Annotated in this window: 21 protein-coding genes and 1 pseudogene; 15 read left to right on the top strand and 7 right to left on the bottom strand. The window is 60.2% G+C overall.

Annotation, left to right across the window (positions count from 1 at the left end):
* The first annotated feature begins 179 nt into the window (after nucleotides 1-179).
* From fdhD to HX790_RS14090, 3 genes are all read left to right on the top strand, one after another.
* Nucleotides 180-1,019: a formate dehydrogenase accessory sulfurtransferase FdhD gene (gene fdhD, locus HX790_RS14100; RefSeq protein ID WP_017135381.1), complete on the top strand. Its 840-nt coding sequence runs from the start codon at nucleotides 180-182 to the stop codon at nucleotides 1,017-1,019.
* Nucleotides 1,016-3,364: an FdhF/YdeP family oxidoreductase gene (locus HX790_RS14095; protein ID WP_017135380.1), complete on the top strand. Its 2,349-nt coding sequence runs from the start codon at nucleotides 1,016-1,018 to the stop codon at nucleotides 3,362-3,364. Before fdhD ends, HX790_RS14095 begins: the two co-directional genes overlap by 4 nt.
* A 327-nt stretch (nucleotides 3,365-3,691) precedes the next feature.
* On the top strand, nucleotides 3,692-4,171 hold the full coding sequence (locus HX790_RS14090) for a YMGG-like glycine zipper-containing protein (protein ID WP_017135379.1): 480 nt from the start codon (nucleotides 3,692-3,694) through the stop codon (nucleotides 4,169-4,171).
* A 157-nt stretch (nucleotides 4,172-4,328) separates the two neighbouring features.
* Here the strand turns inward: HX790_RS14090 and HX790_RS14085 are convergent, their stop codons facing one another.
* Both HX790_RS14085 and HX790_RS14080 read right to left on the bottom strand, forming a co-directional pair.
* Nucleotides 4,329-4,760 carry a thioesterase family protein gene (locus HX790_RS14085; RefSeq protein ID WP_176991697.1) on the bottom strand — a complete coding sequence of 144 codons (432 nt, stop codon included), beginning with the start codon at nucleotides 4,758-4,760 and terminating at the stop codon, nucleotides 4,329-4,331.
* Nucleotides 4,761-4,783: 23 nt separating this feature from the next.
* Nucleotides 4,784-6,721 carry an ATP-dependent DNA helicase RecQ gene (locus HX790_RS14080; RefSeq protein WP_176991696.1) on the bottom strand — a complete coding sequence of 646 codons (1,938 nt, stop codon included), beginning with the start codon at nucleotides 6,719-6,721 and terminating at the stop codon, nucleotides 4,784-4,786.
* 163 nt (nucleotides 6,722-6,884) lie between these two features.
* On the opposite strand from HX790_RS14080, the gene HX790_RS14075 reads away from it, so the two are divergent.
* The 4 genes and pseudogenes from HX790_RS14075 (at nucleotide 6,885) to HX790_RS14055 (ending at nucleotide 9,804) form a co-directional block, all read left to right on the top strand.
* Entirely contained in the window at nucleotides 6,885-7,106 is a 222-nt protein-coding gene (locus HX790_RS14075; protein WP_138453849.1) for a hypothetical protein, read from the top strand.
* 142 nt (nucleotides 7,107-7,248) lie between these two features.
* Nucleotides 7,249-7,371 (top strand): annotated as a pseudogene (locus HX790_RS14070) (serine protease); the annotation flags it as partial.
* 1,054 nt (nucleotides 7,372-8,425) lie between these two features.
* A complete protein-coding gene (locus HX790_RS14060; RefSeq protein ID WP_017135374.1) occupies nucleotides 8,426-8,782 on the top strand; it encodes a DUF1493 family protein in 357 nt (118 codons plus the stop codon).
* A 158-nt stretch (nucleotides 8,783-8,940) separates the two neighbouring features.
* Nucleotides 8,941-9,804 (top strand): DMT family transporter, encoded by an 864-nt coding sequence (locus HX790_RS14055; RefSeq protein WP_236447282.1) that lies wholly within the window; start codon nucleotides 8,941-8,943, stop codon nucleotides 9,802-9,804.
* A gap of 56 nt (nucleotides 9,805-9,860) precedes the next feature.
* On the opposite strand, the gene HX790_RS14050 is transcribed toward HX790_RS14055, so the two are convergent.
* Nucleotides 9,861-11,402, bottom strand: a complete 1,542-nt coding sequence (locus HX790_RS14050) for a phosphoenolpyruvate carboxykinase (RefSeq protein WP_017135372.1) — start codon at nucleotides 11,400-11,402, stop codon at nucleotides 9,861-9,863.
* A 179-nt stretch (nucleotides 11,403-11,581) separates the two neighbouring features.
* Nucleotides 11,582-12,484 carry an Hsp33 family molecular chaperone HslO gene (gene hslO, locus HX790_RS14045; RefSeq protein WP_017135371.1) on the bottom strand — a complete coding sequence of 301 codons (903 nt, stop codon included), beginning with the start codon at nucleotides 12,482-12,484 and terminating at the stop codon, nucleotides 11,582-11,584.
* Nucleotides 12,485-12,588: 104 nt separating this feature from the next.
* On the opposite strand from hslO, the gene HX790_RS14040 reads away from it, so the two are divergent.
* A complete protein-coding gene (locus tag HX790_RS14040) occupies nucleotides 12,589-13,392 on the top strand; it encodes a phosphatase PAP2 family protein (RefSeq protein ID WP_017135370.1) in 804 nt (267 codons plus the stop codon).
* Nucleotides 13,393-13,468: 76 nt separating this feature from the next.
* On the opposite strand, the gene HX790_RS14035 is transcribed toward HX790_RS14040, so the two are convergent.
* Nucleotides 13,469-13,876, bottom strand: coding sequence for an RNA-binding S4 domain-containing protein (locus HX790_RS14035; RefSeq protein WP_017135369.1), 408 nt, complete (start codon nucleotides 13,874-13,876; stop codon nucleotides 13,469-13,471).
* 115 nt (nucleotides 13,877-13,991) lie between these two features.
* Here HX790_RS14035 and HX790_RS14030 point away from each other — a divergent pair, with 115 nt between their 5' ends.
* The 3 genes from HX790_RS14030 to rimK are packed head-to-tail and all read left to right on the top strand — an operon-like array spanning nucleotide 13,992 to nucleotide 16,169.
* Nucleotides 13,992-14,771 (top strand): EAL domain-containing protein, encoded by a 780-nt coding sequence (locus HX790_RS14030; RefSeq protein WP_169986658.1) that lies wholly within the window; start codon nucleotides 13,992-13,994, stop codon nucleotides 14,769-14,771.
* 31 nt (nucleotides 14,772-14,802) lie between these two features.
* Nucleotides 14,803-15,267 (top strand): ATP-dependent zinc protease, encoded by a 465-nt coding sequence (locus HX790_RS14025; RefSeq protein ID WP_169986753.1) that lies wholly within the window; start codon nucleotides 14,803-14,805, stop codon nucleotides 15,265-15,267.
* Nucleotides 15,264-16,169, top strand: a complete 906-nt coding sequence (gene rimK, locus HX790_RS14020; protein ID WP_003171022.1) for a 30S ribosomal protein S6--L-glutamate ligase — start codon at nucleotides 15,264-15,266, stop codon at nucleotides 16,167-16,169. Before HX790_RS14025 ends, rimK begins: the two co-directional genes overlap by 4 nt.
* Nucleotides 16,170-16,323: 154 nt before the next feature.
* Here the strand turns inward: rimK and HX790_RS14015 are convergent, their stop codons facing one another.
* Nucleotides 16,324-17,637 carry an ATP-binding protein gene (locus tag HX790_RS14015; RefSeq protein WP_017135367.1) on the bottom strand — a complete coding sequence of 438 codons (1,314 nt, stop codon included), beginning with the start codon at nucleotides 17,635-17,637 and terminating at the stop codon, nucleotides 16,324-16,326.
* 117 nt (nucleotides 17,638-17,754) lie between these two features.
* On the bottom strand, nucleotides 17,755-18,495 hold the full coding sequence (ompR, locus tag HX790_RS14010) for a two-component system response regulator OmpR (protein WP_017135366.1): 741 nt from the start codon (nucleotides 18,493-18,495) through the stop codon (nucleotides 17,755-17,757).
* Between the two features lie 357 nt (nucleotides 18,496-18,852).
* Between ompR and HX790_RS14005 the strand changes: the two genes are divergently transcribed.
* The 4 genes from HX790_RS14005 to tauA all read left to right on the top strand — a co-directional run bounded on the left by HX790_RS14005 (nucleotide 18,853) and on the right by tauA (nucleotide 24,597).
* The gene (locus HX790_RS14005; protein ID WP_169986660.1) at nucleotides 18,853-21,180 is read left to right on the top strand and encodes a Tex family protein; all 2,328 of its coding nucleotides are present in this window, start codon (nucleotides 18,853-18,855) and stop codon (nucleotides 21,178-21,180) included.
* Nucleotides 21,180-21,563, top strand: a complete 384-nt coding sequence (locus HX790_RS14000) for a PaaI family thioesterase (RefSeq protein ID WP_017135364.1) — start codon at nucleotides 21,180-21,182, stop codon at nucleotides 21,561-21,563. The genes HX790_RS14005 and HX790_RS14000 overlap by 1 nt, the downstream gene beginning before the upstream one ends.
* Before the next feature lie 214 nt (nucleotides 21,564-21,777).
* On the top strand, nucleotides 21,778-23,361 hold the full coding sequence (gene gshA / locus HX790_RS13995; protein ID WP_176991695.1) for a glutamate--cysteine ligase: 1,584 nt from the start codon (nucleotides 21,778-21,780) through the stop codon (nucleotides 23,359-23,361).
* 258 nt (nucleotides 23,362-23,619) lie between these two features.
* Nucleotides 23,620-24,597, top strand: a complete 978-nt coding sequence (tauA, locus tag HX790_RS13990) for a taurine ABC transporter substrate-binding protein (protein ID WP_176991694.1) — start codon at nucleotides 23,620-23,622, stop codon at nucleotides 24,595-24,597.
* The last annotated feature ends 3 nt before the right edge of the window (nucleotides 24,598-24,600 follow it).

The following is a 24,600-nucleotide window of genomic DNA, read 5'->3' as shown; positions in this document are numbered from 1 at the left end:
AGTCTTGGGTTCCAGGCACGCCAAAGACCCAAACACGCTAGCCTGCGCGCTGCCAGGAATAAGCCCGCAACACGCGCCTTGATCGACGCCATCTATCAATAGATCAGTACAGCCGATTAGACGCGACCCTTTGTCGCGCCTAGTCTAAACATTGATCATTCCCTCGGTGGTACTGCCCCATGAACGCCAAGCGCCCAGTCTGCGCGGCGCCTGCCCTCGAAACGCCCGCGCCGGCCGCCAGCCAGAGCTACCAGTTTTGCAATCTGGAACACACTGAAATTGCCAGCACTGCATTGGCCGAAGAAGTGGCGTTGGCGATTGCCTACAACGACATCAGCCAGGCGGTGATGCTGGTGACGCCCACCGACTTGGAAGACTTTATCGTCGGCTTCAGCATCGGCAGCGGCATTATCGCCGACGTTAGCGATATATATGATCTAAAACTCAGCGGCACGGGCTCTGCCCAATACGCTCACGTACAGATTTCCAGCCGCGCCTTCTGGAACCTCAAGCAGCAACGCCGCCAGTTGGCCGGCACCAGCGGCTGCGGCCTGTGCGGCGTAGAGGCCGTAGAACAAGCCTTGCCGGACCTGCAAGTGCTGCCCGGTGCGCCCTTGCCGCCCGCCGAATGGCTCGACGGCCTGCGCCAACGCATCAGCGCATTTCAGCCCCTGGGCCAGTACAGCGGCGCGGTGCATGCGGCGATCTTTATGAATAACCAGGGCGAGTTGCTGATGGGCCGCGAAGACATCGGCCGACATAACGCCCTGGATAAATTGATCGGCGCGCTGATCCGCCAAAAAATTCCGACCGACGGCGGCCTGGCCATTGTCACCAGCCGCTGCAGCCTCGAATTGATCCAGAAAGTCTTGCGCGCAGGCATCCAGACCCTGGTCAGCCTGTCGTCGCCCACCGGCCTGGCCCTGCAATGGGCGCGCCGGCACAACCTCAATCTCATCCACCTGCCGCAGAAAAGTGCGCCGCGGGTCTACAGCCCTGCGATGGAGAACCAGCCATGAGCCTGCATCACCAAGCCGACCAAACCCCGACTCCGCGCTACAAGCCTTACAAAGGCCCGGCCGGCGGCTGGGGCGCACTGATCAGCGTGGCGCAGGCCTGGCTGACCAGCGACAACGCCATGAAAAACCTGCGCATGATGCTCAAGACCAACCAGAACGGCGGTTTCGACTGCCCTGGCTGCGCCTGGGGCGACTCGCCGGAAAGCGGCATGGTCAAGTTCTGCGAGAACGGCGCCAAGGCGGTCAACTGGGAAGCCACCAAGCGCCGTGTGGACGCGGCCTTCTTCGCCAAGCACAGCGTGACTGCACTGCTGGAGCAGAGTGACTACTGGCTGGAATACCAGGGCCGCCTGACCGAGCCGATGCGCTACGACGCCGAGACAGATCGCTATAAAGCCATCAGTTGGGATGCCGCCTTTGACCTGATCGGCAAGCACCTCAACGCCCTGCCAAGCCCGGACATGGCCGAGTTCTACACCTCGGGCCGGGCCAGCAACGAAGCAGCGTACCTGTACCAGCTGTTTGTGCGCGCCTACGGCACCAACAATTTCCCGGACTGCTCGAACATGTGCCACGAAGCCAGCGGCGTCGCCCTGGCGCAAAGCGTGGGCGTAGGCAAAGGCACCGTGACCTTTGATGACTTCGAACATGCCGATGCGATTTTCGTCTGGGGCCAGAACCCCGGCACCAACCACCCGCGCATGCTTGAGCCGCTGCGCGAAGCGGTAAAACGTGGCGCCCAGGTGGTGTGCATCAACCCGCTCAAAGAGCGTGGCCTGGAACGCTTCCAGCACCCGCAACACCCGCTGGAAATGCTCACCAACGGCGACAAACCGACCAACACCGCGTACTTCCGCCCGGCACTGGGTGGCGACATGGCCATCCTGCGCGGCATGGCCAAGTTCCTGCTGCTGTGGGAACGCCAGGCCCAGGCCGAGGGCAAAGAGGCGGTGTTCGACCACGACTTCCTCAATGAACACAGCGTCAACGTGCTGGAGTACCTGGGCCAGATCGACGACACCCCATGGGATGAAATCGTCACGCAGTCCGGCCTCACCCTGGTCGAGATCGAGCAAGCGGCGCGCATGTACGCCAAAGGCAAAAACGTGATCATGTGCTGGGCGATGGGCATTACCCAGCATCGCCATTCGGTGCCGACCATCCAGGAAATCGCCAACCTGATGCTGCTGCGCGGCAACATCGGCCGCCCAGGCGCCGGGCTGTGCCCGGTGCGCGGCCACAGTAACGTGCAGGGCGACCGCACCATGGGCATCAACGAACGCCCGCCGGTGGCGTTTTTGGATTCGCTGGAGCGCCGCTTCCAGTTCCAGGTGCCGCGTACCAATGGCCACAACGTGGTCGAAGCGATCCACGCCATGCTCGAAGGCCGCTCCAAGGTGTTTATCGGCCTGGGCGGCAACTTCGCCCAAGCCACGCCAGACAGCCCGCGCACCTTTGAAGCCCTGCGCAGTTGCGACCTGACCGTGCAGATCAGCACCAAACTCAACCGCAGCCACCTGATGCACGGCAAAGACGCGCTGATCCTGCCGTGCCTGGGCCGTACCGACATCGATATCCAGGCCGACGGCCCGCAAGCCGTGACAGTGGAAGACTCGTTCAGCATGGTGCACGGCTCCAATGGCCAGTTGCAGCCGCTGTCGAAGCTGATGAAGTCCGAGCCGGCGATTCTGGCCGGGATTGCCGCCGCCACGTTGGGCAGCAAGCCGGTGGACTGGAACTGGCTGGTGGCCGACTACGGGCGCATCCGCGACTTGATCGCCGATACCATCCCAGGCTTCAAGGACTTCAACGAACGCATCAAACACCCAGGCGGTTTCTACCTGGGCAACTCCGCCGGTGCACGCCGCTGGAACACGCCGTCGGGCCGCGCCAATTTCCGCCCGAACGTGCTGCCCAAAGACCTGATCCACGAACGCACCCACGCCACAGGCCGGGTGCCGGACCTGATCATGCAGTCGATGCGCTCCCACGATCAGTACAACACCACCATTTACGGCCTGGACGACCGCTACCGTGGGGTCAAGGGCCAGCGTGACGTGCTGTTCGTCAACGAAGCCGACATCATCCGCCTGGGCTTCAAGCCGGGGCAGAAGGCTGACATCGTGTCGCTGTGGGAAGATGGCCGCGAACGCCGCGTGAAGGGCTTCACCTTGCTGGCGTTTGATATTCCGGCGGGCCAGGCGGCGGCGTACTACCCGGAAGTGAACCCGCTGGTGCCGCTGGAAAGCACCGGGGATGGCAGCCATACGCCGACGTCGAAGTTCGTCGCGATTTGCCTGGAAGCGGCGAGCGACAGTGGCTTGATCATGGCCCGTTCAGCCTAAGCAGAGTCCCTCGTGGCGAGGGAGCTTGCTCCCGCTCGGGTGCGTAGCGCCCGTAATAATGTTGGGGTCGCTGCGCAACCCAGCGCGAGCTTGCTCCCTCGCCACAAGAGAACAATGCCGGCAGTTTTACTCAGGCACAAAAAAAGGCCGCTTTTGCATAAAAGCGGCCCTTCCGAAGTAGCTAAAGACTCACAAAATCGACTTAAGTTCCCTATACAAAACAGCAACTTAGCGAATTGTATACAACCTCTACCGCCGGTCGGTTTTCGATTGTCAGCGCCTCGATACAACCTCAGGATCGCGCCGTCATCCTCTTGAGGTCTCTCTATGAAGTTCTCCTCGATTCTCTTGTTGTCCCTTGGCCTGGTCAGTGGCGCAGCCATGGCCGGTGGCACCACCGAAGCCGGTGTGGGCGGCGCATTGGGCGGGGTTCTAGGTTCGGTTGTCGGCCAGCAGTTGGGCGGCAACACAGGTTCCACCATCGGCGCAGCCTTGGGTGGCGCAGGCGGCAGTGCGGTGGGTGCCGATAGACGCAGCCGTGGCGAAGCCGCCATTGGTGGCGCACTGGGCGCAGCCGGCGGCAACGTCGTGGGCCGCAGCATGGGCGGCAGCACCGGCGCACTGGTCGGCTCAGCAGCCGGCGGTGGTGCAGGTGGCGCGCTGGGCAACTACATGGGCAACAAGAGCGATGACGACGACCGCCGCTACCGCGGGCGTGACAACCGTCGTTACGATCGAGATGACCACCGTGGACGCGGGCATGCCTATGGGCATCGCAAGAACAAGCATCACTACCGTCATCGGTAAGTTCTAAAGAACACAGCTGGCCCCCTGTGGGAGCTGGCTTGCCTGCGATAACGGTGGGTCAGGACGCACATCTAATCCTGACCCACCGCTATCGCAGCGATGCGGCGACCCAACAAGCCAGCTCCCACATTTGATTTTCATTGCATGAAAAAGGGCCTCAAACCACCAACCGCTCCAACGCCTCGCGCAACTTCCCCGCAATCGCCAGCGGCTGGTTTGACGCCCGGTCCACAAACACATGCACAAAGCGCCCCGCCGCACAGGCTTCATCCTCGCCGGCCTTGAACACCGCCAATTCATATTGCACCGAGCTGTTACCCAGTTTGCCCACCCGCAGGCCGATATCCAGGCGATCCGGAAACGCGATCGAGGCGAAATAATCGCACGCCGAACTCACCACAAACCCCACCACCTCACCGTCATGAATATCCAGCCCACCTTCTTCAATCAGGTAGGTATTCACCGCCGTGTCGAAAAAGCTGTAATAAGTGACGTTGTTCACATGGCCATACACATCGTTGTCGTGCCAACGCGTGATGATCGGCTGGAAGTGACGGTAGTCGGCGCGTTGCGGCATTGAGTTAGGCATGGGCGGTTCTCTGGAAAGTGGGTTTACAGGTCATTCAGGTGGGCTTGCGCCCACTCACGCACCTCGGCGTATGGGTAGTCCTCCAGCGCAGCAAAACCCGGTATGCCCCGCGCCTTCAGCTTGGTAAACAGCGGCACGCTGATACCGCCGAGAAACCGCGCCAGCCGTTCCGCTTCTGGCAGGCTCATGGTGTGCTCATGATGCCTGTGGATAAAATCACCGCACAGCCCCATGAAGTTTTTATCCACAAGTGGCGGCAAACTCGGCGGCGGCGGCAAATGTGCGACGTGGCCGTGGCATACCGAACAATGCCCGCAGCGTTGAGGGGCATTTTCATCACCAAAGTACTTGGCCAGACGCTGCCCCAGGCAATGCTCGGTAGCAAAAAGCTCGAGCATGGCGTGGATCCGCGCCACTTCCGTCACTTCATGGTGCTTGAAGCCTGTGTATAACTCGGCGCTCAGCACCCGTGGATCAAAGTCGGTATCGAGCAGGCTGTAGACCTCGGTCATCTGCTTGCTTTCCAGCTCAATCAGGCCCTGTTCCTGGAAGTAGTCCAGCGCCTTCACCACCCGGCTGCGCTCGGCATTGTGCTGTTGGTACAGCGCATCGAAATCCACCGTCGCCCAGGTTTTGGCGCGTTTACATACCTGGATGATCGCCGCGACAAACTGCTGCCGCTCGCCGGAAAACCGCGCCAGCAACGCCTCGGGCTCGATCAGGTATTTGAAGCGGTATTCGGCGTAAAACGCATAACGCGGTGCGATCACACCCTTGAGCTCCAACTGCACCAGCAGCGTCTTGAGCGGCAGCTCGCGGATGTTGCTGTGGTCCGACAGCGACCTCAGCAGGAACTCCCACTGGCCCTCGCTTCGCGCCGCCTGCAACTCCTCCAGTACACGGCGAATGCCCTCCTGCTCCGGCGTATCGCCATACACAAAGTTTTCCAGCACATTGAGGCTGTCGCGGTTGGCCAGCACCAGGCAATCGGACGGCTGTCCATCACGCCCGGCGCGGCCGATTTCCTGGCTGTAGTTCTCGATAGACTTGGGCAGGTCGAAGTGCATCACGTTGCGAATATCACTCTTGTCGATGCCCATGCCGAACGCGATGGTGGCAACAATGCAATTGGAGCGCCCGCCCATGAAACGCTGTTGGATACCTTCGCGTTTATCGTGGGGCAACCCGGCGTGATACGCCTCGGCCTGGATGCCATTGCGGTTCAGGTGTTCGGCAATCTGCTCGGCGGTTTTTTGCAACGTGACGTAAACGATGCTCGGCTGATTGGCCCGCGCGCTCATCCACTCGACCAAGCGCCGGCGTTTGTCGTGGCCGCTCACCGGCTCTACCAACAAGTTGAGATTGGGCCGGTAGAAGCCCGTGGTGATCACATCATCCGGCGCAATGGCGAACTTGGCCTGCATGTCGGCAATCACCTTGGGCGTGGCTGTAGCCGTCAGCAGCAGCGCTTGTGGGATATTGAACTGGCGCTGGTAGTCCGGCAGCTTCAGATAGTCCGGGCGGAAGTTGTGGCCCCATTCGGAAATACAGTGCGCCTCATCCACCACCAACAAGGAAATCTGTACGCTTTGCAGGAAGTTACGGAAGCGCTCGTTCTTTAAGCGCTCCACGGAAATCATCAAAATCTTCAACTCACCCGAACGCGCGCGGGCCATCACCTCATTGGCATCTTCACGGCTCTGCGCCGAATCGATACTGCCAGCACAAATGCCATGGCGTTGCAGGAAACCCAACTGGTCCTGCATCAGCGCCAACAGCGGCGACACCACCAGCGTCAGGTGCGGCAACAGCACCGCCGACAGCTGATAACACAAAGACTTGCCGGAACCAGTGGGGAAAATAGCGGCAGCCGAACGACCGGCCAGCACCGCGCTGATCGCGGCCTCCTGGCCCAAACGAAACTGTGGGTAACCAAAGACCTGTTGGAGGGTGTTGTGCATAAGCTGTCACTCCGTTGACCGCTGAACGAGTCAAAAACATAGACCAGCGATCAGTAAAAGGTCGGGGATAAACGCTACAAACTGATACAGAGAAAACCAGCAAGACCGCGCAAAAATGCAGACAGTAGCACGCTTGATTACAAGCCCCGACAAGGAGTCGTGAATGTCTCGCATGCCACCGTTTTCTTTGCTCCTCGCAATGCCCTTGCTGCTGATGGGCTGTGCAACGCCGCCGAAACCCACCTCCGAGCAACTGGCCGTGCATGCCTTTGAAACGCCCGAATACTTCTCCGCAAATGCACTGCCTATCGTCAAGGCATCCACCCTCTATGCCCAGTTGATCCCCATGCAGTCTGTCGACGACCGTCCCATGACCCCGTCCTGACTGAGCGTTCCTCACGCTCTGCGTGGGAATGCCGCCTGGGACGCTCCGCGTCCCGCCACCCGCGCCCGGCTTTAAGCTTGGGCATTGGTGACGCAGAGCGTCACGGGAGGCATTCCCACGCAGGAGCGTGGGAACGATCTAAAAAATGACCCCGCAGCAGGTTCGCGAACGCTTGCTCAGCACCGCCAATCGGACGGGCATCTATGCCAACAGCGAAGCCTACGGACGCGGGTTGATGGACCTGGATGCGGCTTCGCGTCTGTAGGATTGGCGATGGCCGTCCCTTGAAGCCGTTCTGACTGATCGTTCCTCACGCTCTGCGTGGGAATGCCGCCTGGGACGCTCCGCGTCCCACCTCCGCGCACGGCTTTAAGCTTGGGCACTGGTGACGCAGAGCGTCACGGGAGGCATTCCCACGCAGGAGCGTGGGAACGATCTAAAAAATGACCCCGCAGCAGGTTCGCGAACGCTTGCTCAGCACCGCCAATCGGACGGGCATCTATGCCAACAGCGAAGCCTACGGACGCGGGTTGATGGACCTGGATGCGGCTTCGCGTCTGTAGGATTGGCGATGGCCGTCCCTTGAAGCCGTTCTGACTGATCGTTCCGCACGCTCTGCGTGGGAATGCCGCCCGGGACGCTCCGCGTCCCACCTCCGCGCACGGCTTTAAGCTTGGGCATTGGTGACGCAGAGCGTCACGGGAGGCGTTCCCACGCAGGAGCGGGGGAACGATCAGGAAACCTGTGGGAGTCGGGCTTGCCCGCGATGGCGGTGTGTCAGGCAGGGAAATATTGCCTGACACACCGCCATCGCGGGCAAGCCCGGCTCCCACATTGGCTGGGTGTTGCCAAAAAAAACACTGTCAAACCGCAAATGCCGGAAAGCTTTGTGGGAAGCAGACAAACACCGTGTAGTCCTCTTCCCAAACTGATCAAAACACCTGCCAAGCCCTCTACATAACCTCCCTTCACATGACCGAAACTAGTGACCTCTCAACTGTCCCGGCAAAAACCGTGAACATCGAAAGGACTCAACGATGGTCGACTACAGCTCTTGGGGCTCGCTCCTCATTCTTATTGCCCTTACTGTCCTGCTCGATAGTAAGTTGAAGCATCCCGAGCTCAGAAAATGGTTCGGACTGGCCCTCATCCTCACCGGACCAATGCTTCTAATCGTCGCCACTTCCTGGCTGAGCGAATTACAATTCGACAGTCTTCCGACATTCGCCTTTATCATTGGCATCCGTCTCTTTTTCACCCGAAACAAATTCCGTCACCAACGCAATCCTCCCCCCCACCCACTCCTGCGTGCCCCCACCATGAACCTGGCCCCCAACTTCCCCGAAGACCCCGTGATGCAGCAGCTTCTGCAACTGTTGCACGAAGAAATCGGACTGCCGAAGCACAAGACCCTGCGCCTCGAAACCTCGATCAACCTCGAGCTCGGCTGCGACGGCGCCGAGGCCAAGCAATTGATGGAAGCGATGGAGCAAGAGTTTGCCCTCGACTTGGGCGACTACGATGCTTATCGTTACTTCAAACCGCCGGTGTTCGATGTGTTCCTCAAGCGCCGCGCCAAGGGCCGGGGCGATAAGGTGCCGCTGACCATCGGCATGCTCTACCTGGCGATCAAGACCCATAGTTGGGATACGCAAACCCTGGAAAACTTGAGCTGATCCCAAGACCACCGAATACCGGTGTGGGAGCTGGCTTGCCTGCGATGGCATCACCTCGGTATTACTGACAGACCGAGTCGCCTGCATCGCGGCGGTGCGACGATTCGACAAGCCCGGCTCCCACACTGAAGTTGCTGACACAACAACAAGGACCTTACATGGACGTAATAATGGGCCTGCTGGCCGCCCTGCTCTGGGGCGGCACGGACTTTCTCGTGGGCCTCAACGCCCTAGCCGTGGGCGTTAAACGCGCGGTGTATTTCGGCCAAGCCCTTGGCTTTTTGATCATGACGCTGTTGCTGGTGATCTTCCCGGCCTTCCTGTTCAAATCTCTGAATGCCCCATTGAGCGTCTGGCTCCTGGGCATCACCGCCGCCCTGCTCACCGTCTCCGGCGCGCTGGCGCTGTCCAAGGCCTTCGCCCTGGGCAAAGCCGCCATCGTTGCGCCTTTGGTAACGTCTTACGGCGTAGTGACCACCCTGCTGTCCTGGGCCAGTGGCGAACACATCAACCTGATCCAACTCGGCTGCATCGGCCTGTGCGTAATCGGCGTGATCCTGTCCAGCATCCACAAGGACAACGGCACGCCCCACAACAACCCGCGCCAGTCCATCGCCTACGCCATGCTCGCCGCCTTGCTGTACGGCACCAGCTTCTGGTTGCAAGGTCGCTACACGCTGCCGGCGCTGGGGCCGATCACCATGTTGTGGCTGGGTTACCTGGTGGGCCTGTGCGTGCTGGTGGTGATGGTGCTGAAGATCAAGGACGGCCTGAAGATCCCGCCGTTGAAAAACTGCGCAACCTTGACCGGTGCGAGCCTGATGAACCTCGGCGGGTTCTCGGCGTTTTCCTGGGGCGCGATGACGGGCTCGGTTTCGGTGGTGACGGTGATCAGTACATTGTCCGGCGGGATTGCGGCGATTCTGGGGTATGTGTTTTTCAAGGAGCGGTTGTCGGCGGTGCAGGTGCTGGGCGTTGCATTAGTGCTGGTCGGCGCCGTGGTTTTGCATATCGCCATCTAACCTGTCGCCCACAAAAAAGCCGCCCCGGAGGGCGGCTTTTTCACAACAACCGAACCTTACAACTTAGGCCCGGCCGCCTTGATCGCATCGCTCACTTCAAACTTCTTGAAGTTCTCGATGAACAGACCAGCCAGCGCTTTCGCCGCTTCGTCGTAGGCAGCCTTGTCAGCCCAGGTGTTACGCGGGTTCAACAGGCCGGTATCAACGCCCGGTACGGCCAAAGGCACGTCGAGGTTGATGGTGTCGAGGTGTTCGGTTTGTGCACCGATCAACGCGCCGCTCTGGATCGCTGCGATCACGCCGCGAGTGGTCGGGATGTTGAAGCGCTTGCCGACGCCGTAGCCGCCGCCGGTCCAGCCGGTGTTGACCAGGTAAACCTTGGAGCCGAAGCCGCGCACACGCTTGATCAGCAGTTCTGCATACTCACCGGCTGGGCGTGGGAAGAACGGCGCGCCGAAGCAGGTGGAGAAGGTCGACTTGATGCCGCTGCCCGAACCCATTTCGGTCGAGCCCACCAGAGCGGTGTAGCCGGACAGGAAGTGGTAGGCCGCTTGTTCTTCGCTGAGGATCGAGACGGGCGGCAGTACGCCGGTCAGGTCGCAGGTCAGGAAGATCACAGCGTTTGGCTCGCCGCCCAGGTTCTTCTCGGAACGCTTGGCAACGTGCTCCAGCGGGTAGGCGGCGCGGCTGTTCTGGGTCAGGCTGACGTTGGTGTAGTCGGCGTGCTTGGCATCGTCGATCACCACGTTTTCGAGCACGGTGCCGTGCTTGATGGCTTTCCAGATTACCGGCTCGTTCTTCTCGGAGAGGTCGATGCACTTGGCATAGCAACCGCCTTCGATGTTGAACACCACGCCTTCGCCCCAGCCGTGTTCGTCGTCACCGATCAGGTAACGGCTTTCGTCAGCCGACAGGGTGGTTTTACCAGTGCCCGACAGGCCGAAGAACAGAGTCACGTCGCCTGCTTCGCCAATGTTGGCGGCGCAGTGCATTGGCAGCACGTCGGCGGCCGGCAGCAGGAAGTTCTGCACCGAGAACATGGCTTTTTTCATTTCACCGGCGTAACGCATGCCGGCGATCAGCACTTTTTTCTGGGCGAAATTGAGGATCACGCAACCATCGGAGTTGGTGCCGTCACGCTCTGGCACGCATTCGAAGTTGGCGACGTTAAGCACTTGCCACTCATCACGGCCGGCTGGGTTGTACTGGGCCGGGTTGATGAACAGGCAACGACCGAACAGGTTCTGCCAGGCAGTCTGGGTGGTCATTTTCACGGCCAGGTAGTGGTCTTCTGCAGCCCCTACGTGAACATGGGAAACGAAATGCTCTTGCGCGTTGTTGAATGCCTCGACGCGAGCCCACAGGGCATCGAACTTGTCGGCCGGGAACTTGCGGTTGATCGGGCCCCAGGCGATTGCGTCCTGGGTGGAAGGCTCTTCAACGATGAAACGGTCAACCGGCGAACGACCGGTGCGGTGACCGGTTTCTACGACCAGCGCGCCAGTATCGGCAAGCACGCCTTCACCGCGCTGCAGGGCTTCTTTGACCAGATCGTCAACACTCAGATCGGTGTATACGGCGTTATTGGCTTGCGTCATGAGGTTCCCCGTCGGCCTATGGCCGAGTGCTCCAAACGTTTTGTAGTAGAAAGTTGCGCACTACTACCGCGAAAAAAGTGGGCCGGATTATGCCAGAAAAGCCCAAAAAGAGTAGGGTCCTCCCGTCAGAACTGCGCTAATCCGGCGTTTGTCAGGTGATTTACCTGTGCTTAAACGTTTTAGTGGCGGGTGTCGGAGGGGGTGTCGATGCCTGCGCCGGCGAATAATTGGGCTACATCGGCCGCATCGAACAGGTAGCGCTGGTTGCAGAATTGGCAGTCGATCTCGATATTGCCGCCATGTTCCACCACCAATTGCTGCGCATCTTCAAGGCCCAGGCTAACCAAGGCGTTGGCCGAGCGCTCACGTGAACAACTGCAACGGAAGCGCAGGCCCTGGGCGTCGAACAGGCGCACGGCTTCTTCGTGGTAAAGGCGATGCAGGATGGTTTCGTTATCCAGGCCCAGCAGTTCTTCAGCCGTCAGGGTGCCGGCCAGGGCGGTCAGTTTTCGCCAGCTGTCGGTGCGCTCATCGTCGTCCTTGATGCGGTCAGCCGGCAATTGCTGAAGCAGCAGGCCACGGGCGCGCTTGCCGTCAGCGTTGAGCCAGAATTTGGTGCCGACCTGCTGGGACATCACGAAATAGTTGGTAAAGCAGTCCGATAGGGTTTCGCCGTCGAGGTCGACGATGCCCTGGTAACGCTGGCCTTCGGTCGGGTCGACGGTGATCGCCAGCACGCCATTGGCCATCAGGTCTGACAAGGTCGCGTCCGGGGCGATCTGGTCCGCTTCGTAACGGGCCAGGCCACGGATTTCGCGCTCGCTCGAGCACTCGATCATCAACATCGGCACCGGGCCTTCGGAACGGGCCTGCAAGATCAGCAAACCATCGAACTTCATGGTGCCTACCAGCAGCGAGGCCGCCGCCATCAGCTCACCGAGCAGTTGCGCAACCGGCTCCGGATAGGGGTGCTTGGCAAGGACTTCGGCATAGCTGCGCTCCAGCGAGACCAGTTCGCCGCGGGCGTCGTTCTCATCGAAGATGAAGCGTTGGGTGAAGTCGGTATCCGGTAGATCAGTCATAGGTCTGGGTATCTGAATTGATGACAAATTGGTTACAAGGTTTATAGAATTAAACGCTTTGGCACCTTTTTGGTGCGTTTTTACAGAGCGAAGAGGGACAGTTTATGAACAATCCGGGTTTGTTCCAAGCCAGGTGGAACCTCCGGGGGTGGGCCTTTTGCAATCTAGTCGCTATCGGGCTGCTGTGTTTTTGGCTGTGGCCCACGGGACAGATGCTGTGTGTGGTTTTCGACGAATGGCTGTTTCATCTGCTTAATGACCCATTGGCAAGCAATTCGACATGGTTGCATGTGTGGGCGGTGGCCAGTTTGCGACCGTTTGATGCCGTGGTTGGGGTGATTTTGCTGGCACTGCTGATTCGCGGCGACTGGGTGTTCAAGGCCATTCAGGTGCGACAGGCATTCTTCGGTTTCCTCAGCATTCTGCTGCTGTTGCTGTTTATCCGTATGCTGTTTTCCAAGCTCACGGCGCAAATGGGCTGGCAGCACAACAGCCCGTCGATGGTGATCAGCGGCGCGATTCATATGAGCGATTATTTCCCGGGCCTGGAGAAAACCTGGGAGTTGAAGGATCGTTCCAGCCAGAGCTTCCCGGGCGATCATGCGTCGGTTCTGCTGATCTGGGGCATGTTCATGACGGTGTTTGCCCAGCGTTTCACCCAAGTAGTGGTGATCTGGGGCTTGGCATTGTTGTTCATGATGCCGCGGCTGGTGGCGGGCGCACATTGGGGCCAGGACGACTACATCGGCGGAGTGCTGCTGGCGTTGCTGGCACTGGGGTGGGGGTATTACACGCCGTTTGCGGCAAAGGTGTCGGGGTTGCTGATACGGGTGACGGCGCCGGTTTTCGGGTTGCTCGGGAAGCTGCCAGTCATCGGGCGGTTGAGTGTCATGCGCATAGCCGCGTAACACCGCAGCCCTAATGTGGGAGCTGGCTTGCCAGCTCCCACATTTTTGATCTCCTTTTGAAGGAAGATCCGTGTCATCAATCATCATTGCCGCTGCCGCGAAACTTGAACAGATCACGCCGCTGCTTCTTGCTCGGCTTGCCGTCGGTGGTCATGCCGGTTGCGCCAGCCTTACGCATAGCCGCCGCATTTTCGCGTTTTGCGATGCTGGCTTCGGTTTCGGCATACAGCGCCTGCGCCTCAGGCGCGCCACGACGCACTACAGACAGTGCCTGCACCACCACAGTCTTTTCGTCAAAACCTGTACGAATCTGCAGCTCGTCTCCGACGCGCGGTTCCTTGCCCGGCTTGCAGCGCTCGCCGCGATGGTGCACCTTGCCGCTCTCGATGGCCGCCTTGGCCAGGGCACGGGTTTTATAAAATCGCGCCGCCCACAACCACTTGTCCAAACGGACCTTTTCTTCCTCTTCCTGCTTTTGAGCCACTTGAATTCCTCGCTCTGAAAAATGTCGCAACTTTACCGTTGAACCCCTTCAACGCATAAATCCCAAGCCTCACCTAAGATACGCCAGACACCCCCTGTTTTCGCGAGGATACGCTGTGACCGACTTTCCCACCTCACTCACCTCGCCCAACCAGCGTTGCGTAGGTTGCCAGCAAAGCGAAGACTTGGGTTTCGATTTTTCCTTCGCCTACCAGCCTATCGTAGACCTTCGCGACCGGTCGATTTTTGCCCACGAAGCATTGGTGCGCGGTATTCACGGTGAAGGGGCGTTGTCGGTGCTGGACCAGGTCAACGACAGCAACCGTTATCGCTTTGACCAACGCTGCCGTACTCAGGCGATTGCGGGGGCCGCCGCGTTGGGAATGCAAAGCTATCTTTCGATCAACTTCATGCCCAATGCCGTGTACCGGCCGGAGCTGTGCATTCGCAGCACGCTGGAGTCGGCCCGTGCGCATAATTTCCCGCTGGATCGGTTGATTTTCGAAACCCTTGAAAACGAGCATGTAGATAACTATCGCCATTTGACCAATATTCTGCGTGAATACCGCGAATTCGGCTTCAAGACCGCCATCGATGACTTCGGCGCCGGCTATTCGGGGCTGAACCTGCTGGCCGATTTCCAACCCGACTTGATCAAACTCGACATGGCGCTGATTCGCGATGTAGACCAGGATCGTGTCCGGCAGGTTATTGTCCAGGGGATTGTCACAATCTGTGAGCAGTTGGGCGTTACTGTCATTGCCGAAGGTATCGAAAGTGCCGGCGAGCGCGACTTTCTGTCCGACTGCGGAATATTTCTGATGCAGGGCTACTGGTTCGCCAGGCCTGCATTCAAAGCCCTGGCCGAGGTTTCCCCTCAGGCCTGGGCGAACTGACCGGTTACCCATATTGAAGACATTTGACCATTTGACCGTTGTGGGTCTGCGCGAGTGGGTGGCCCTTCCCGACCTGGGAGTGGCTGGCCTGCGCGCGAAGATCGACACCGGTGCCAGCACCTCGAGCCTGCACGCCACCGATATCGAGCCCTTTGAGCGCGACGGTGAGAAGTGGGTGCGCTTCACTGCGCACCTGGGCAGCGTGGTGCAATTGCGCCATCGTCGCTGCGAAGCGCCCCTGGTGACGATGAAAACTATCAAGAGCTCCAACGGCCATGCGCAGGTGCGGTATGTAATCAGCACCACCCTGGCACTGGGTGACCGAGTATGGCGGGTGGAATTCACCCTGGCCTGTCGCAAGGCCATGCGTTACCGCCTGTTGCTGGGCTCCAAGGCGCTGATTGACGGCCAGTTGGTGGTCAACCCCGGCGTCAAGTACGTTCAAGACAAGCCGGTGTTCCCGGTCTCTACTATTTCTGCCCCAGGTGCTGCATGAAGATTGCTGTGCTGTCGCGAAACCCGCGTCTGTATTCCACCCGCCGCCTGGTCGAGGCCGGCACCGAACGTGGCCATGAAATGGTGGTGATCGACACGTTGCGTGCCTATATGAACATTGCCAGCCACAAGCCGCAGATCCACTACCGGGGCAAACCGCTGGAAGGCTTTGATGCGGTGATCCCGCGGATCGGCGCTTCGGTGACGTTCTACGGCTGCGCGGTGTTGCGCCAGTTTGAAATGATGGGCGTGTTCCCGCTCAATGAGTCGGTAGCCATCGCCCGTTCGCGGGACAAGCTGCGCTCCCTGCAATTGCTGTCGCGCCGGGGTATCGGCCTGCCGGTGACCGGCTTTGCCCACTCCCCCGATGACATCCCCGACCTGATCGAGATGGTCAACGGCGCACCGCTGGTGATCAAGGTGCTCGAAGGTACCCAAGGTATCGGCGTGGTGCTGTGTGAGACGGCGACTGCCGCCGAGTCGGTGATCGAGGCGTTCATGGGCCTCAAGCAGAACATCATGGTGCAGGAATACATCAAGGAAGCCGGCGGTGCGGATATCCGCTGCTTCGTGGTCGGCGACAAGGTGATCGCAGCCATGAAGCGCCAGGCCAAGCCAGGGGAGTTCCGCTCCAACCTGCACCGTGGCGGCAGTGCCAGCCTGATCAAGATCACCCCGGAAGAGCGCATGACCGCGCTGCGGGCCGCCAAAGTGATGGGCCTGGCAGTGGCGGGCGTGGATATCCTGCGCTCCAACCACGGCCCGCTGGTGATGGAGGTAAACTCATCACCGGGCCTGGAAGGGATCGAGACCACCACCGGCAAGGATGTGGCGGGGATCATCATTCAGCATTTGGAGAAGAATGGTGGGCCGAATATGACCCGGACCAAGGGCAAGGGCTGATACAACCCGGCCTTCCACCCACCGAAAAAACCTGTGGGAGCTGGCTTGTCGGGTCGCCGCATCGCTGCGATAGCGGTGGGTCAGCAACCCATTTGTTAACTGATACACCGTTATCGCAGGCAAGCCACCTCCCACATTGGGTTGCTGTTGTTTTTTAGACCGCATCCCTTGGCAGCATCAAGCCCAGCGGCAAGCGCACCCGCGCTTCCAGGCCGCCTTCTTCGCGGTTGCGCAGCTCAACATTGCCGCCATGCATCGAAGCAATTCGCCGCACAATCGCCAGCCCCAGCCCCGTACCCTTGCCGCCCCGCGCACGGTCGCCACGGGTGAATGGGTTGAAAATACCTTCCAGCTCCGCCGGGTCGATGCCCGTACCACGGTCCATCACGCTCAACACCACATAGGGCGCCGTGCTGTCGCCGGACACATAGGCGGCCACTTCCACATCTGAACCCGCGTGATGCAAGGCGTTGCCGATCAGGTTGTTCAACAGGCGCTTCATCGACACCCGACGCAATGCAAACGGCTGGATCGGCTCCAGGCGCATGCGCACCTGTTCGCCATTCTGGTTGTAGGGCGCTACCACCTCACGCACCAGGTCCGTGAGGTCGACTTCCTCCACCACCTCATCACGGCCATCGCGGATAAACGCCAGGAACTGATCGAGAATCGCGTCCATGTCCTCGATGTCGCGCACCATGTCGTCGGTCAGGTCGTTATGGTTGCCCATCAACTCCAGGGACAGCCGCAAACGCGTGAGCGGCGTGCGCAAGTCATGGGACACGCCCGCCAGCATCAGCTCGCGTTCGCGCCCGGCCTGTTCGACATCCTCCGCCATCTGGTTGAAGGCACCGTACACCTCGGTCATCTCACTGGGCGTATCGCTGATCGGCAGGCGCACACTGCGCCCCTGCCCGAGTTGGCGGGCGGCAAACACCAGGCGTTTAAGCGGTTGGTTGAGCTGTCGGACGAAAATCCACGCGGACGCGGTTGAAAGTAAACCGATGGCCAGGAACCAGCCCAACACGTTCCAGATTTTTTGCCCGCGCAGCGGATGGGGGTAAAGGGGCACCTTGATCCAGGCATCTCCCAGACTCGGAGCCCTGACCCAGAGTGCAGGTGAAACATGCATGCGCAGGCGCACCTCGGTGTCCTCTCCCAGCTCAGCCTGCATCTGACGCTGATAAATCTCGCTGTAAGGCCAATGCTGCTCACCTTCGGGCACACCAGCGCCGTCGACTCGAATCAGCGTCGAAGCCTTTGCTACCTTTTCGCGGTTTTCAGGGTCAACGGCCCAGTAGGCACGCAGTGTCAGGGCGACACCGTGGCTGTACTGCCTGTCTACCAGCACGTCTTCGTTCATCAATAGATAAACCAGCGTGAGCGCCTTGGAAAACAGAACGACGATCAGCACCAGCCAAAGGGTGCGAGAGAAGAAACTTTGCGGGAACCACAACGGGGTTTTCATAGGAGACAGCTAAACACCTTGCAGGAACGAGCGGCGCTCGCAGAATTGCAGACGCCGGGCATCCCGTCGACCCTCATGGAGTCAAACGCCGGGATGCCCGCCCCTGCAAGTCATCGGTCACTTGGTTGCAGTGCCATCCGGCACAAACACATAACCCACGCCCCACACCGTCTGGATGTACCGCGGCTTGGCCGGGTCCGGCTCGATCATCCGGCGCAGACGCGAGATCTGCACGTCGATGGAGCGCTCCAGGGCGTCCCATTCGCGGCCACGGGCCAGGTTCATCAGCTTGTCGCGGGTCAACGGCTGGCGAGCATTCATCACCAATGCCTTGAGCACGGCGAACTCGCCGGTGGTCAGCATGTGCACTTCTTCGCCACGCTTGAGTTCGCGGGTCGCCAGTGACAGCTCGTATTCGCCAAAGGTGACGCTCTCGTCTTCGCTGCCTGGCGCGCCCGGTACCGGCGGTGCCTGGCGACGCAATACGGCCTTGACCCGGGCCATCAACTCGTCAGGGTTGAACGGCTTGGCCAGGTAGTCATCAGCGCCCAGTTCCAGGCCCTTGATGCGGCTCAGCTCATCGCCCTTGGCGGTCAGCATGATGATGGGGATCTGGTTGTTCGCACCGCGCAGGCGCTTGCAGGCGGTAAGGCCGTCTTCGCCGGGCAGCATCAGGTCGAGTACGACCAGGTTGAACACTTCGCGCCCCAACAGGCGGTCCATCTGTTCGGTGTTCGGCACCGCGCGGGCACGGTAGCCCTTGGAGTTGAAAAAACGTTCCAGCAGGCTGCTCAGCCCCGGATCGTCGTCAACGATGAGAATTTTTTCGCCTTCAGCAGTTTGTGCAGTGCTGCTCATTAGATGCTCCTCTTATCTCGGCGCGCATTATGGCGTAGCTGCCGTTATACGCACCGTGTGCATTGTTAGCAGATTTTTCCTCCACCGCCAGCGAACCCGCGTCCTACAACCACCGGCGCAGTACCCCCCAAGGGCAGAACGCTGGTTATAATGCGGCGCCTTCACGCAGGGCACTGTCAGACTTTACTGTTTGCAGCCTCAGCCGTTTTTTCAACGCGGGGCAGCAATTTCCCGATTTCGAGGGTCAATAGGCAGCCTTTTGACCCAGGCAGCGGTGCCGCTGGCGCCGCTCAACCAGCCTCGCAACGCCTTGTTTTCCGGGTCTGCGAGCTGCTTTCAAGAATTTCAGGTGGTTTTATGGACAGCATCAACAGCCGCATTGCCGAGGAACTCGGTGTACGCCCACAACAGGTCGAAGCGGCCGTCGCGCTACTGGATGAAGGCTCCACGGTGCCTTTCATCGCCCGTTACCGTAAAGAAGTGACCGGCAGCCTCGACGACACCCAATTGCGTCACCTGGAAGAGCGCCTGCGCTACCTGCGAGAACTCGACGAACGGCGCATCAGCATCCTCGCCAGCATCGAGGAACAGGGCAAGTTGACCCCGCAACTGGAACGCGACATCAAGCTCGCCGACACCAAGACCCGCCTCGAAGACCTTTACCTGCCGTACAAACAGAAGCGCCGCACCAAGGGCCAGATCGCCCTGGAAGCCGGTTTGGGCGAGCTGGCCGACGGCCTGTTCAACGACCCGTCGCTGGCCCCGGAAGCCGAAGCCGCGCGCTTTATCGATGCCGAAAAAGGCGTCGCCGACGTCAAGGCCGCCCTCGAAGGTGCCAAGTACATCCTCATGGAGCGTTTCGCTGAAAACGCCGGCCTGCTGGAAAAACTGCGCACCTACCTCAAGCAGGAAGCCATTCTCAGTGCTCGCGTTATCGCCGGCAAAGAGGAAGAAGGCGCCAAATTCCGCGATTATTTCGAGCACGACGAGCCGCTCAAGAGCATGCCGTCGCACCGGGCACTGGCGATTTTCCGGGGTCGCAACGAAGGTATTCTCAGCTCCGCGCTGAAAGTCGGCGACGAATTGCCGGGCACCATGCACCCGTGCGAAGGCATGATCGGGCAACAATTCGGCATCCAGAATCAGAACCGTCCTGCGGACAAGTGGCTCGGTGAAGTCGTGCGCTGGACCTGGAAGGTCAAGCTCTACACCCACCTGGAAACCGACCTGCTCGGCGAGCTGCGCGACGGCGCCGAAACCGAGGCGATCAACGTGTTCGCCCACAACCTGCACGACCTGCTGCTGGCCGCACCGGCCGGCCCGCGCGCCACGTTGGGCCTCGACCCGGGCTTGCGTACCGGCTGCAAGGTTGCGGTGGTCGACTCCACCGGCAAGCTGCTGGACCACGCCACCGTGTACCCGCACGTGCCGCACAACAAGTGGGACCAGACCCTCGCCATTCTGGCCGCCCTGTGCGCCAAGCACGCCGTGGACCTGATTGCCATCGGCAACGGCACCGCCAGCCGTGAAACCGACAAGCTGGCCGCCGAGCTGATCAAAAAATACCCCGCCATGAAGATGACCAAGGTCATGGTTTCCGAGGCCGGCGCTTCGGTGTACTCGGCGTCGGAACTGGCTTCCAAGGAATTCCCGGACCTCGACGTGTCGATCCGTGGCGCCGTCTCCATTGCTCGCCGCCTGCAGGACCCGCTGGCAGAGCTGGTGAAGATCGACCCTAAATCCATTGGTGTCGGCCAGTACCAGCACGACGTGTCGCAGCTGAAACTGGCGCGCGGCCTGGATGCGGTGGTGGAAGACTGCGTGAACAAGGTGGGCGTGGATGTAAACACCGCCTCGGTCGCGCTGCTGGCGCGTATTTCCGGGCTTAACACCACCCTGGCGCAGAACATCGTCACCCACCGCGACGAAAACGGTGCGTTCAAAACCCGCGCCGCGCTCAAGAAAGTCGCACGCCTGGGCGAAAAAACCTTTGAACAGGCCGCCGGCTTCCTACGGGTCATGAACGGCGATAACCCGCTGGACTCGTCTGCGGTTCACCCGGAAGCCTACCCGCTGGTGCAGCGTATTGCCGCCGAGACCGACCGCGATATCCGTTCGCTGATCGGTGACGCCGCGTTCCTCAAGCGCCTGGACCCGAAGAAGTACACCGACGAAACCTTCGGTGTGCCGACCATCACCGACATCCTGCAAGAGCTGGAAAAACCTGGCCGCGACCCGCGTCCCGAGTTCAAGACCGCCGAGTTCCAGGACGGTGTTGAAGACCTCAAGGACCTGCAACCGGGCATGATCCTCGAAGGCGTGGTCACCAACGTGACCAACTTTGGCGCCTTTGTGGATATCGGCGTGCATCAGGACGGTTTGGTGCACATCTCTGCGCTTTCGGAGAAGTTCATCAAGGATCCACGCGAAGCGGTAAAAGCCGGTGACGTGGTCAAGGTCAAGGTCATGGAAGTCGATATCCCGCGCAAACGCGTGGGTCTGTCGATGCGCATGAGCGACACCCCAGGCGAGAAAATCGACGGCGCCCGTGGTGCACGCCCAGGCTCGGCCCCGCGCCAATCCCAGGGTAACGCGCCGCGTAAAGAGCCCACCGCCACGGCCGCGCCGAGCAACAACGCGATGGCGTCGCTGTTTGCCAACGCCAAGCAGTTGAAGAAACGCTGATGGAAATCCCGGCCGGTTTGACCCAGAGCGCGTTCAGCGAACTGATCGGCTGCCGCCTGCAACGCCTGGACGAGGGCGTTGCCGAGGTGGCCCTGACCCTGGAGCCGCAACTGCGCAACCGCGCGGGCAAGCTCCATGGCGGGGCGATTTTCAGCCTGGTCGACATCACCATGGGGCTGGCCTGTTCCAGCGCCCATGGATTTGACCAGCAGAGCGCGACCATCGAGTGCAAGATCAACTATATCCGCGCCGTCGAAGACGGTGATGTGCTGTGCACCAGCCGGGTGATTCACGCCGGCAGACGCACGTTGGTGGTCGAAGCCGATGTGTATCAAGGCGAAAGACTTGTCGCAAAAGCACAAGGCACCTTCGCTGTCCTCTAGCTCCCCGCCCTCGATTTGAGTTAATTTCGGCGCTGCGACAACAGCGTCGGAATTTTCTTGCTGCGCTATAGCCCAATTCATGGAGTGAAGTAGGCTTTTTCAATGTGAGCCAAATCGACTCTAAACCAGGCGATAACGCCAGTTTCAACTTCACCCTTGTAGACCGTCCTGCCCACCCCCATATTGGGGCGACTGACGCGTGAAGGAATCCAACTTGAGCGAACTTCTCAACCGCCGCCTGGCCCTGCTCGGCAAGCGCGAACACCTCTCCCTGCTAGAGCAATGCTTGCACGGCATCGAGCGTGAATGCCTACGCGTCACCGGTGAGGGTCGCCTGGCACAAACGCCGCATCCAGAAGCCCTGGGCGCCGCGTTGACCAATGAATTGATCACCACCGACTACTCGGAATCGCTGCTGGAGTTCATCACTCCCGCCCTGCCCAACCCGGCCGACACCCTGAGCAGCCTGGACAAGATCCATCGGTTTGCCTACAGCAAGCTCGGCAGCGAGTACCTGTGGAGCCCTTCGATGCCGTGCCCGTTGCCGGCCGAGGAAGATATTCCGATCGCCTACTACGGCACCTCCAATATCGGTCAGCTCAAGTACGTGTACCGCAAGGGCCTGGCCCTGCGTTACGGCAAGACCATGCAGTGCATCGCCGGCATCCACTACAACTTTTCCCTGCCGGAACAGCTGTGGCCGTTGCTCAAGGAGACTGAAGGCTTCGTCGGCACCGACCGCGACTACCAGTCCACCGCCTACATCGCGCTGATCCGTAACTTCCGCCGCTACAGCTGGCTGCTGATGTACCTGTTTGGTGCTTCACCGGCCCTGGACGCGGGCTTCCTGCGCGGTCGTTCGCACCAACTTGAAGTGCTGGACGCCGACACGCTGTACTTGCCGTACGCCACCAGCCTGCGCATGAGCGACCTGGGTTACCAGAGCAACGCTCAGGCTGGGCTGACGCCGTGCTACAACGACTTGAACAGCTACACCGACAGCCTGCGCGAAGCGGTGGCAACGCCCTACGCGCCTTACGTCGAAATCGGCACCCATAAGGATGGTGAATGGGTGCAGCTCAACACCAACATCCTGCAGATCGAAAACGAGTACTACTCCAACATCCGCCCCAAGCGCTTGACCTACACCGGCGAGCGGCCGATCCAGGCGCTGATGGCCCGTGGCATCCAGTACATCGAAGTGCGCTGCCTGGACATCAACCCGTTCCTGCCGATGGGCATCGACCTGCCGGAGTCGCGTTTCCTTGATGCGTTCCTGCTGTACTGCGCGTTGAACGACAGCCCGCTGTTCGCCAACAACGAGTGTGGCAATGCCACCTCCAACTTCCTCAGTGTGGTCAAGGAAGGCCGTCGCCCAGGCCTGCAATTGCAGCGTGAAGGCCAGGCGGTGGACATGAAGGAATGGGCCACCGAGCTGCTGGAGAAGATCGCCCCGCTGGCGGCCTTGCTGGATGAGAGCCATGGCATCACCGAGCACAGCCAGGCGCTGGACGCTCAGTTGGCGAAGGTCAAGGACTCGTCCCTGACGCCGTCGGCCCAAGTGCTGGCAGCGATGGCCGAGCGCAAAGAGAGCTTTGCGCAATTCTCCCTGCATCAGAGCGAGGTGCACGCCGCGCACTTCCGCCAGGAGCCTTTACCAGCCGAGGAGCAGGCACGCTTTGAAGAGTTGGCACGTAAGTCGCTGGCTCAGCAGGTGGAGCTTGAGCAAAACGAAGTGGGCGACTTTGACGTGTTTGTCGGCTCGTACCAGGCAAGCATTCTGGCGATCAGTAACTAAAGCATCACGCCATCTCCTGTGGGACCTGGTTTGTGTGGGAGCTGGCTTGCCTGCGATGCAAACACCTCGGTGTATCAGTGATACCCAGGTGATGCTATCGCAGGCAAGCCAGCTCCCACATTTGCCTTCATTGGGTTGAAGATTGCGCTCACTCTTCTCCTCATAAGCTAATTCGAAAATGTTATTTATTTTCGAGTTCTTAGATCATTTAGTCTCCTCACACGCCGATCCTCGGCCGCCTGATTGAGGAGCTTCCCCTTGAAACTGCTTACCCCATTGCGCCTCTTGGCCGCATTGTCCCTGGCCGGTGCCAGCCTGTTTGCCCAGGCGGCAGATGTGACCATTGCTTACCAGACCACCGTAGACCCGGCGAAAGTCGCCCAGGCCGACGGTGCGTATGAAAAAGCTACCAACGCCAGGATCGACTGGCGCAAATTCGACAATGGCGCCGACATCATCGCCGCCATTGCTTCCGGCGACGTCCAGATTGGCTACCTCGGTTCCAGCCCGCTGACCGCTGCGGTAACGCGCAAAGTGCCGGTTGAAACCTTCCTGGTCGCCACCCAGATCGGCGCCGCCGAAGCGCTGGTAGCGCGCAATGGTTCGGGGATCAACAGCCCACAGGACCTGGTCGGCAAAAAGATTGCCGTGCCTTTCGTGTCTACCGGCCACTACAGCCTGTTGGCCGCGCTGAAACACTGGAACATCGACCCTTCCAAAGTGACCATCCTCAACCTCGCACCGCCGGCAATCATTGCGGCGTGGAAGCGCGGCGATATCGACGCGACTTACGTGTGGGACCCGGCCCTGGGCGTTGCCAAGGAAAGCGGCAAAGTGCTGATCACCTCCGGTGAGTTGGCCAAGTTTGGCGCGCCAACCTTCGATGCCTGGATCGTGCGCAAAGACTTCGCCGAAAAACACCCGGAAATCGTCACGGCCTTCGCCAAAGTCACCCTGGACGCCTACGCCGCCTACCGCAAAGACCCACAGGCCTGGCTGGCCGACAAAGGCAACGTCGACAAGCTGGTGAAGCTCTCCGGCGCCAAGGCCAGTGATATCCCACTGCTGCTGCAAGGCAACGTCTACCCACTGGCCGCTGACCAAGTAACCCTGCTGGGCGCACCGACCACCAAGGCTGTGACCGACACCGCCGCGTTCCTCAAGGAACAAGGCAAAGTCGACGCCGTGCTGCCGGACTACGCCCCTTACGTCAGCGCCAAGTTCATCACTAACTGATTC

The sequence above is a fragment of the Pseudomonas sp. IPO3747 genome (assembly GCF_013385245.1).
Classification (GTDB): Bacteria; Pseudomonadota; Gammaproteobacteria; order Pseudomonadales; family Pseudomonadaceae; genus Aquipseudomonas; species Aquipseudomonas edaphica.
This window is presented reverse-complemented; position numbering and strand designations above follow the sequence as displayed.

What these genes read in the sequence shown, in the direction of transcription:
- fdhD (WP_017135381.1), top strand. Translation starts at nt 180, where the DNA reads ATGAACGCCAAGCGCCCAGTCTGCGCGGCGCCTGCCCTCGAAACGCCC.
- HX790_RS14095 (WP_017135380.1), top strand. Translation starts at nt 1,016, where the DNA reads ATGAGCCTGCATCACCAAGCCGACCAAACCCCGACTCCGCGCTACAAG.
- HX790_RS14090 (WP_017135379.1), top strand. Translation starts at nt 3,692, where the DNA reads ATGAAGTTCTCCTCGATTCTCTTGTTGTCCCTTGGCCTGGTCAGTGGC.
- HX790_RS14085 (WP_176991697.1), bottom strand. Translation starts at nt 4,760, where the DNA reads ATGCCTAACTCAATGCCGCAACGCGCCGACTACCGTCACTTCCAGCCG.
- HX790_RS14080 (WP_176991696.1), bottom strand. Translation starts at nt 6,721, where the DNA reads ATGCACAACACCCTCCAACAGGTCTTTGGTTACCCACAGTTTCGTTTG.
- HX790_RS14075 (WP_138453849.1), top strand. Translation starts at nt 6,885, where the DNA reads ATGTCTCGCATGCCACCGTTTTCTTTGCTCCTCGCAATGCCCTTGCTG.
- HX790_RS14060 (WP_017135374.1), top strand. Translation starts at nt 8,426, where the DNA reads ATGAACCTGGCCCCCAACTTCCCCGAAGACCCCGTGATGCAGCAGCTT.
- HX790_RS14055 (WP_236447282.1), top strand. Translation starts at nt 8,941, where the DNA reads ATGGACGTAATAATGGGCCTGCTGGCCGCCCTGCTCTGGGGCGGCACG.
- HX790_RS14050 (WP_017135372.1), bottom strand. Translation starts at nt 11,402, where the DNA reads ATGACGCAAGCCAATAACGCCGTATACACCGATCTGAGTGTTGACGAT.
- hslO (WP_017135371.1), bottom strand. Translation starts at nt 12,484, where the DNA reads ATGACTGATCTACCGGATACCGACTTCACCCAACGCTTCATCTTCGAT.
- HX790_RS14040 (WP_017135370.1), top strand. Translation starts at nt 12,589, where the DNA reads ATGAACAATCCGGGTTTGTTCCAAGCCAGGTGGAACCTCCGGGGGTGG.
- rimK (WP_003171022.1), top strand. Translation starts at nt 15,264, where the DNA reads ATGAAGATTGCTGTGCTGTCGCGAAACCCGCGTCTGTATTCCACCCGC.
- HX790_RS14015 (WP_017135367.1), bottom strand. Translation starts at nt 17,637, where the DNA reads ATGAAAACCCCGTTGTGGTTCCCGCAAAGTTTCTTCTCTCGCACCCTT.
- ompR (WP_017135366.1), bottom strand. Translation starts at nt 18,495, where the DNA reads ATGAGCAGCACTGCACAAACTGCTGAAGGCGAAAAAATTCTCATCGTT.
- HX790_RS14005 (WP_169986660.1), top strand. Translation starts at nt 18,853, where the DNA reads ATGGACAGCATCAACAGCCGCATTGCCGAGGAACTCGGTGTACGCCCA.
- HX790_RS14000 (WP_017135364.1), top strand. Translation starts at nt 21,180, where the DNA reads ATGGAAATCCCGGCCGGTTTGACCCAGAGCGCGTTCAGCGAACTGATC.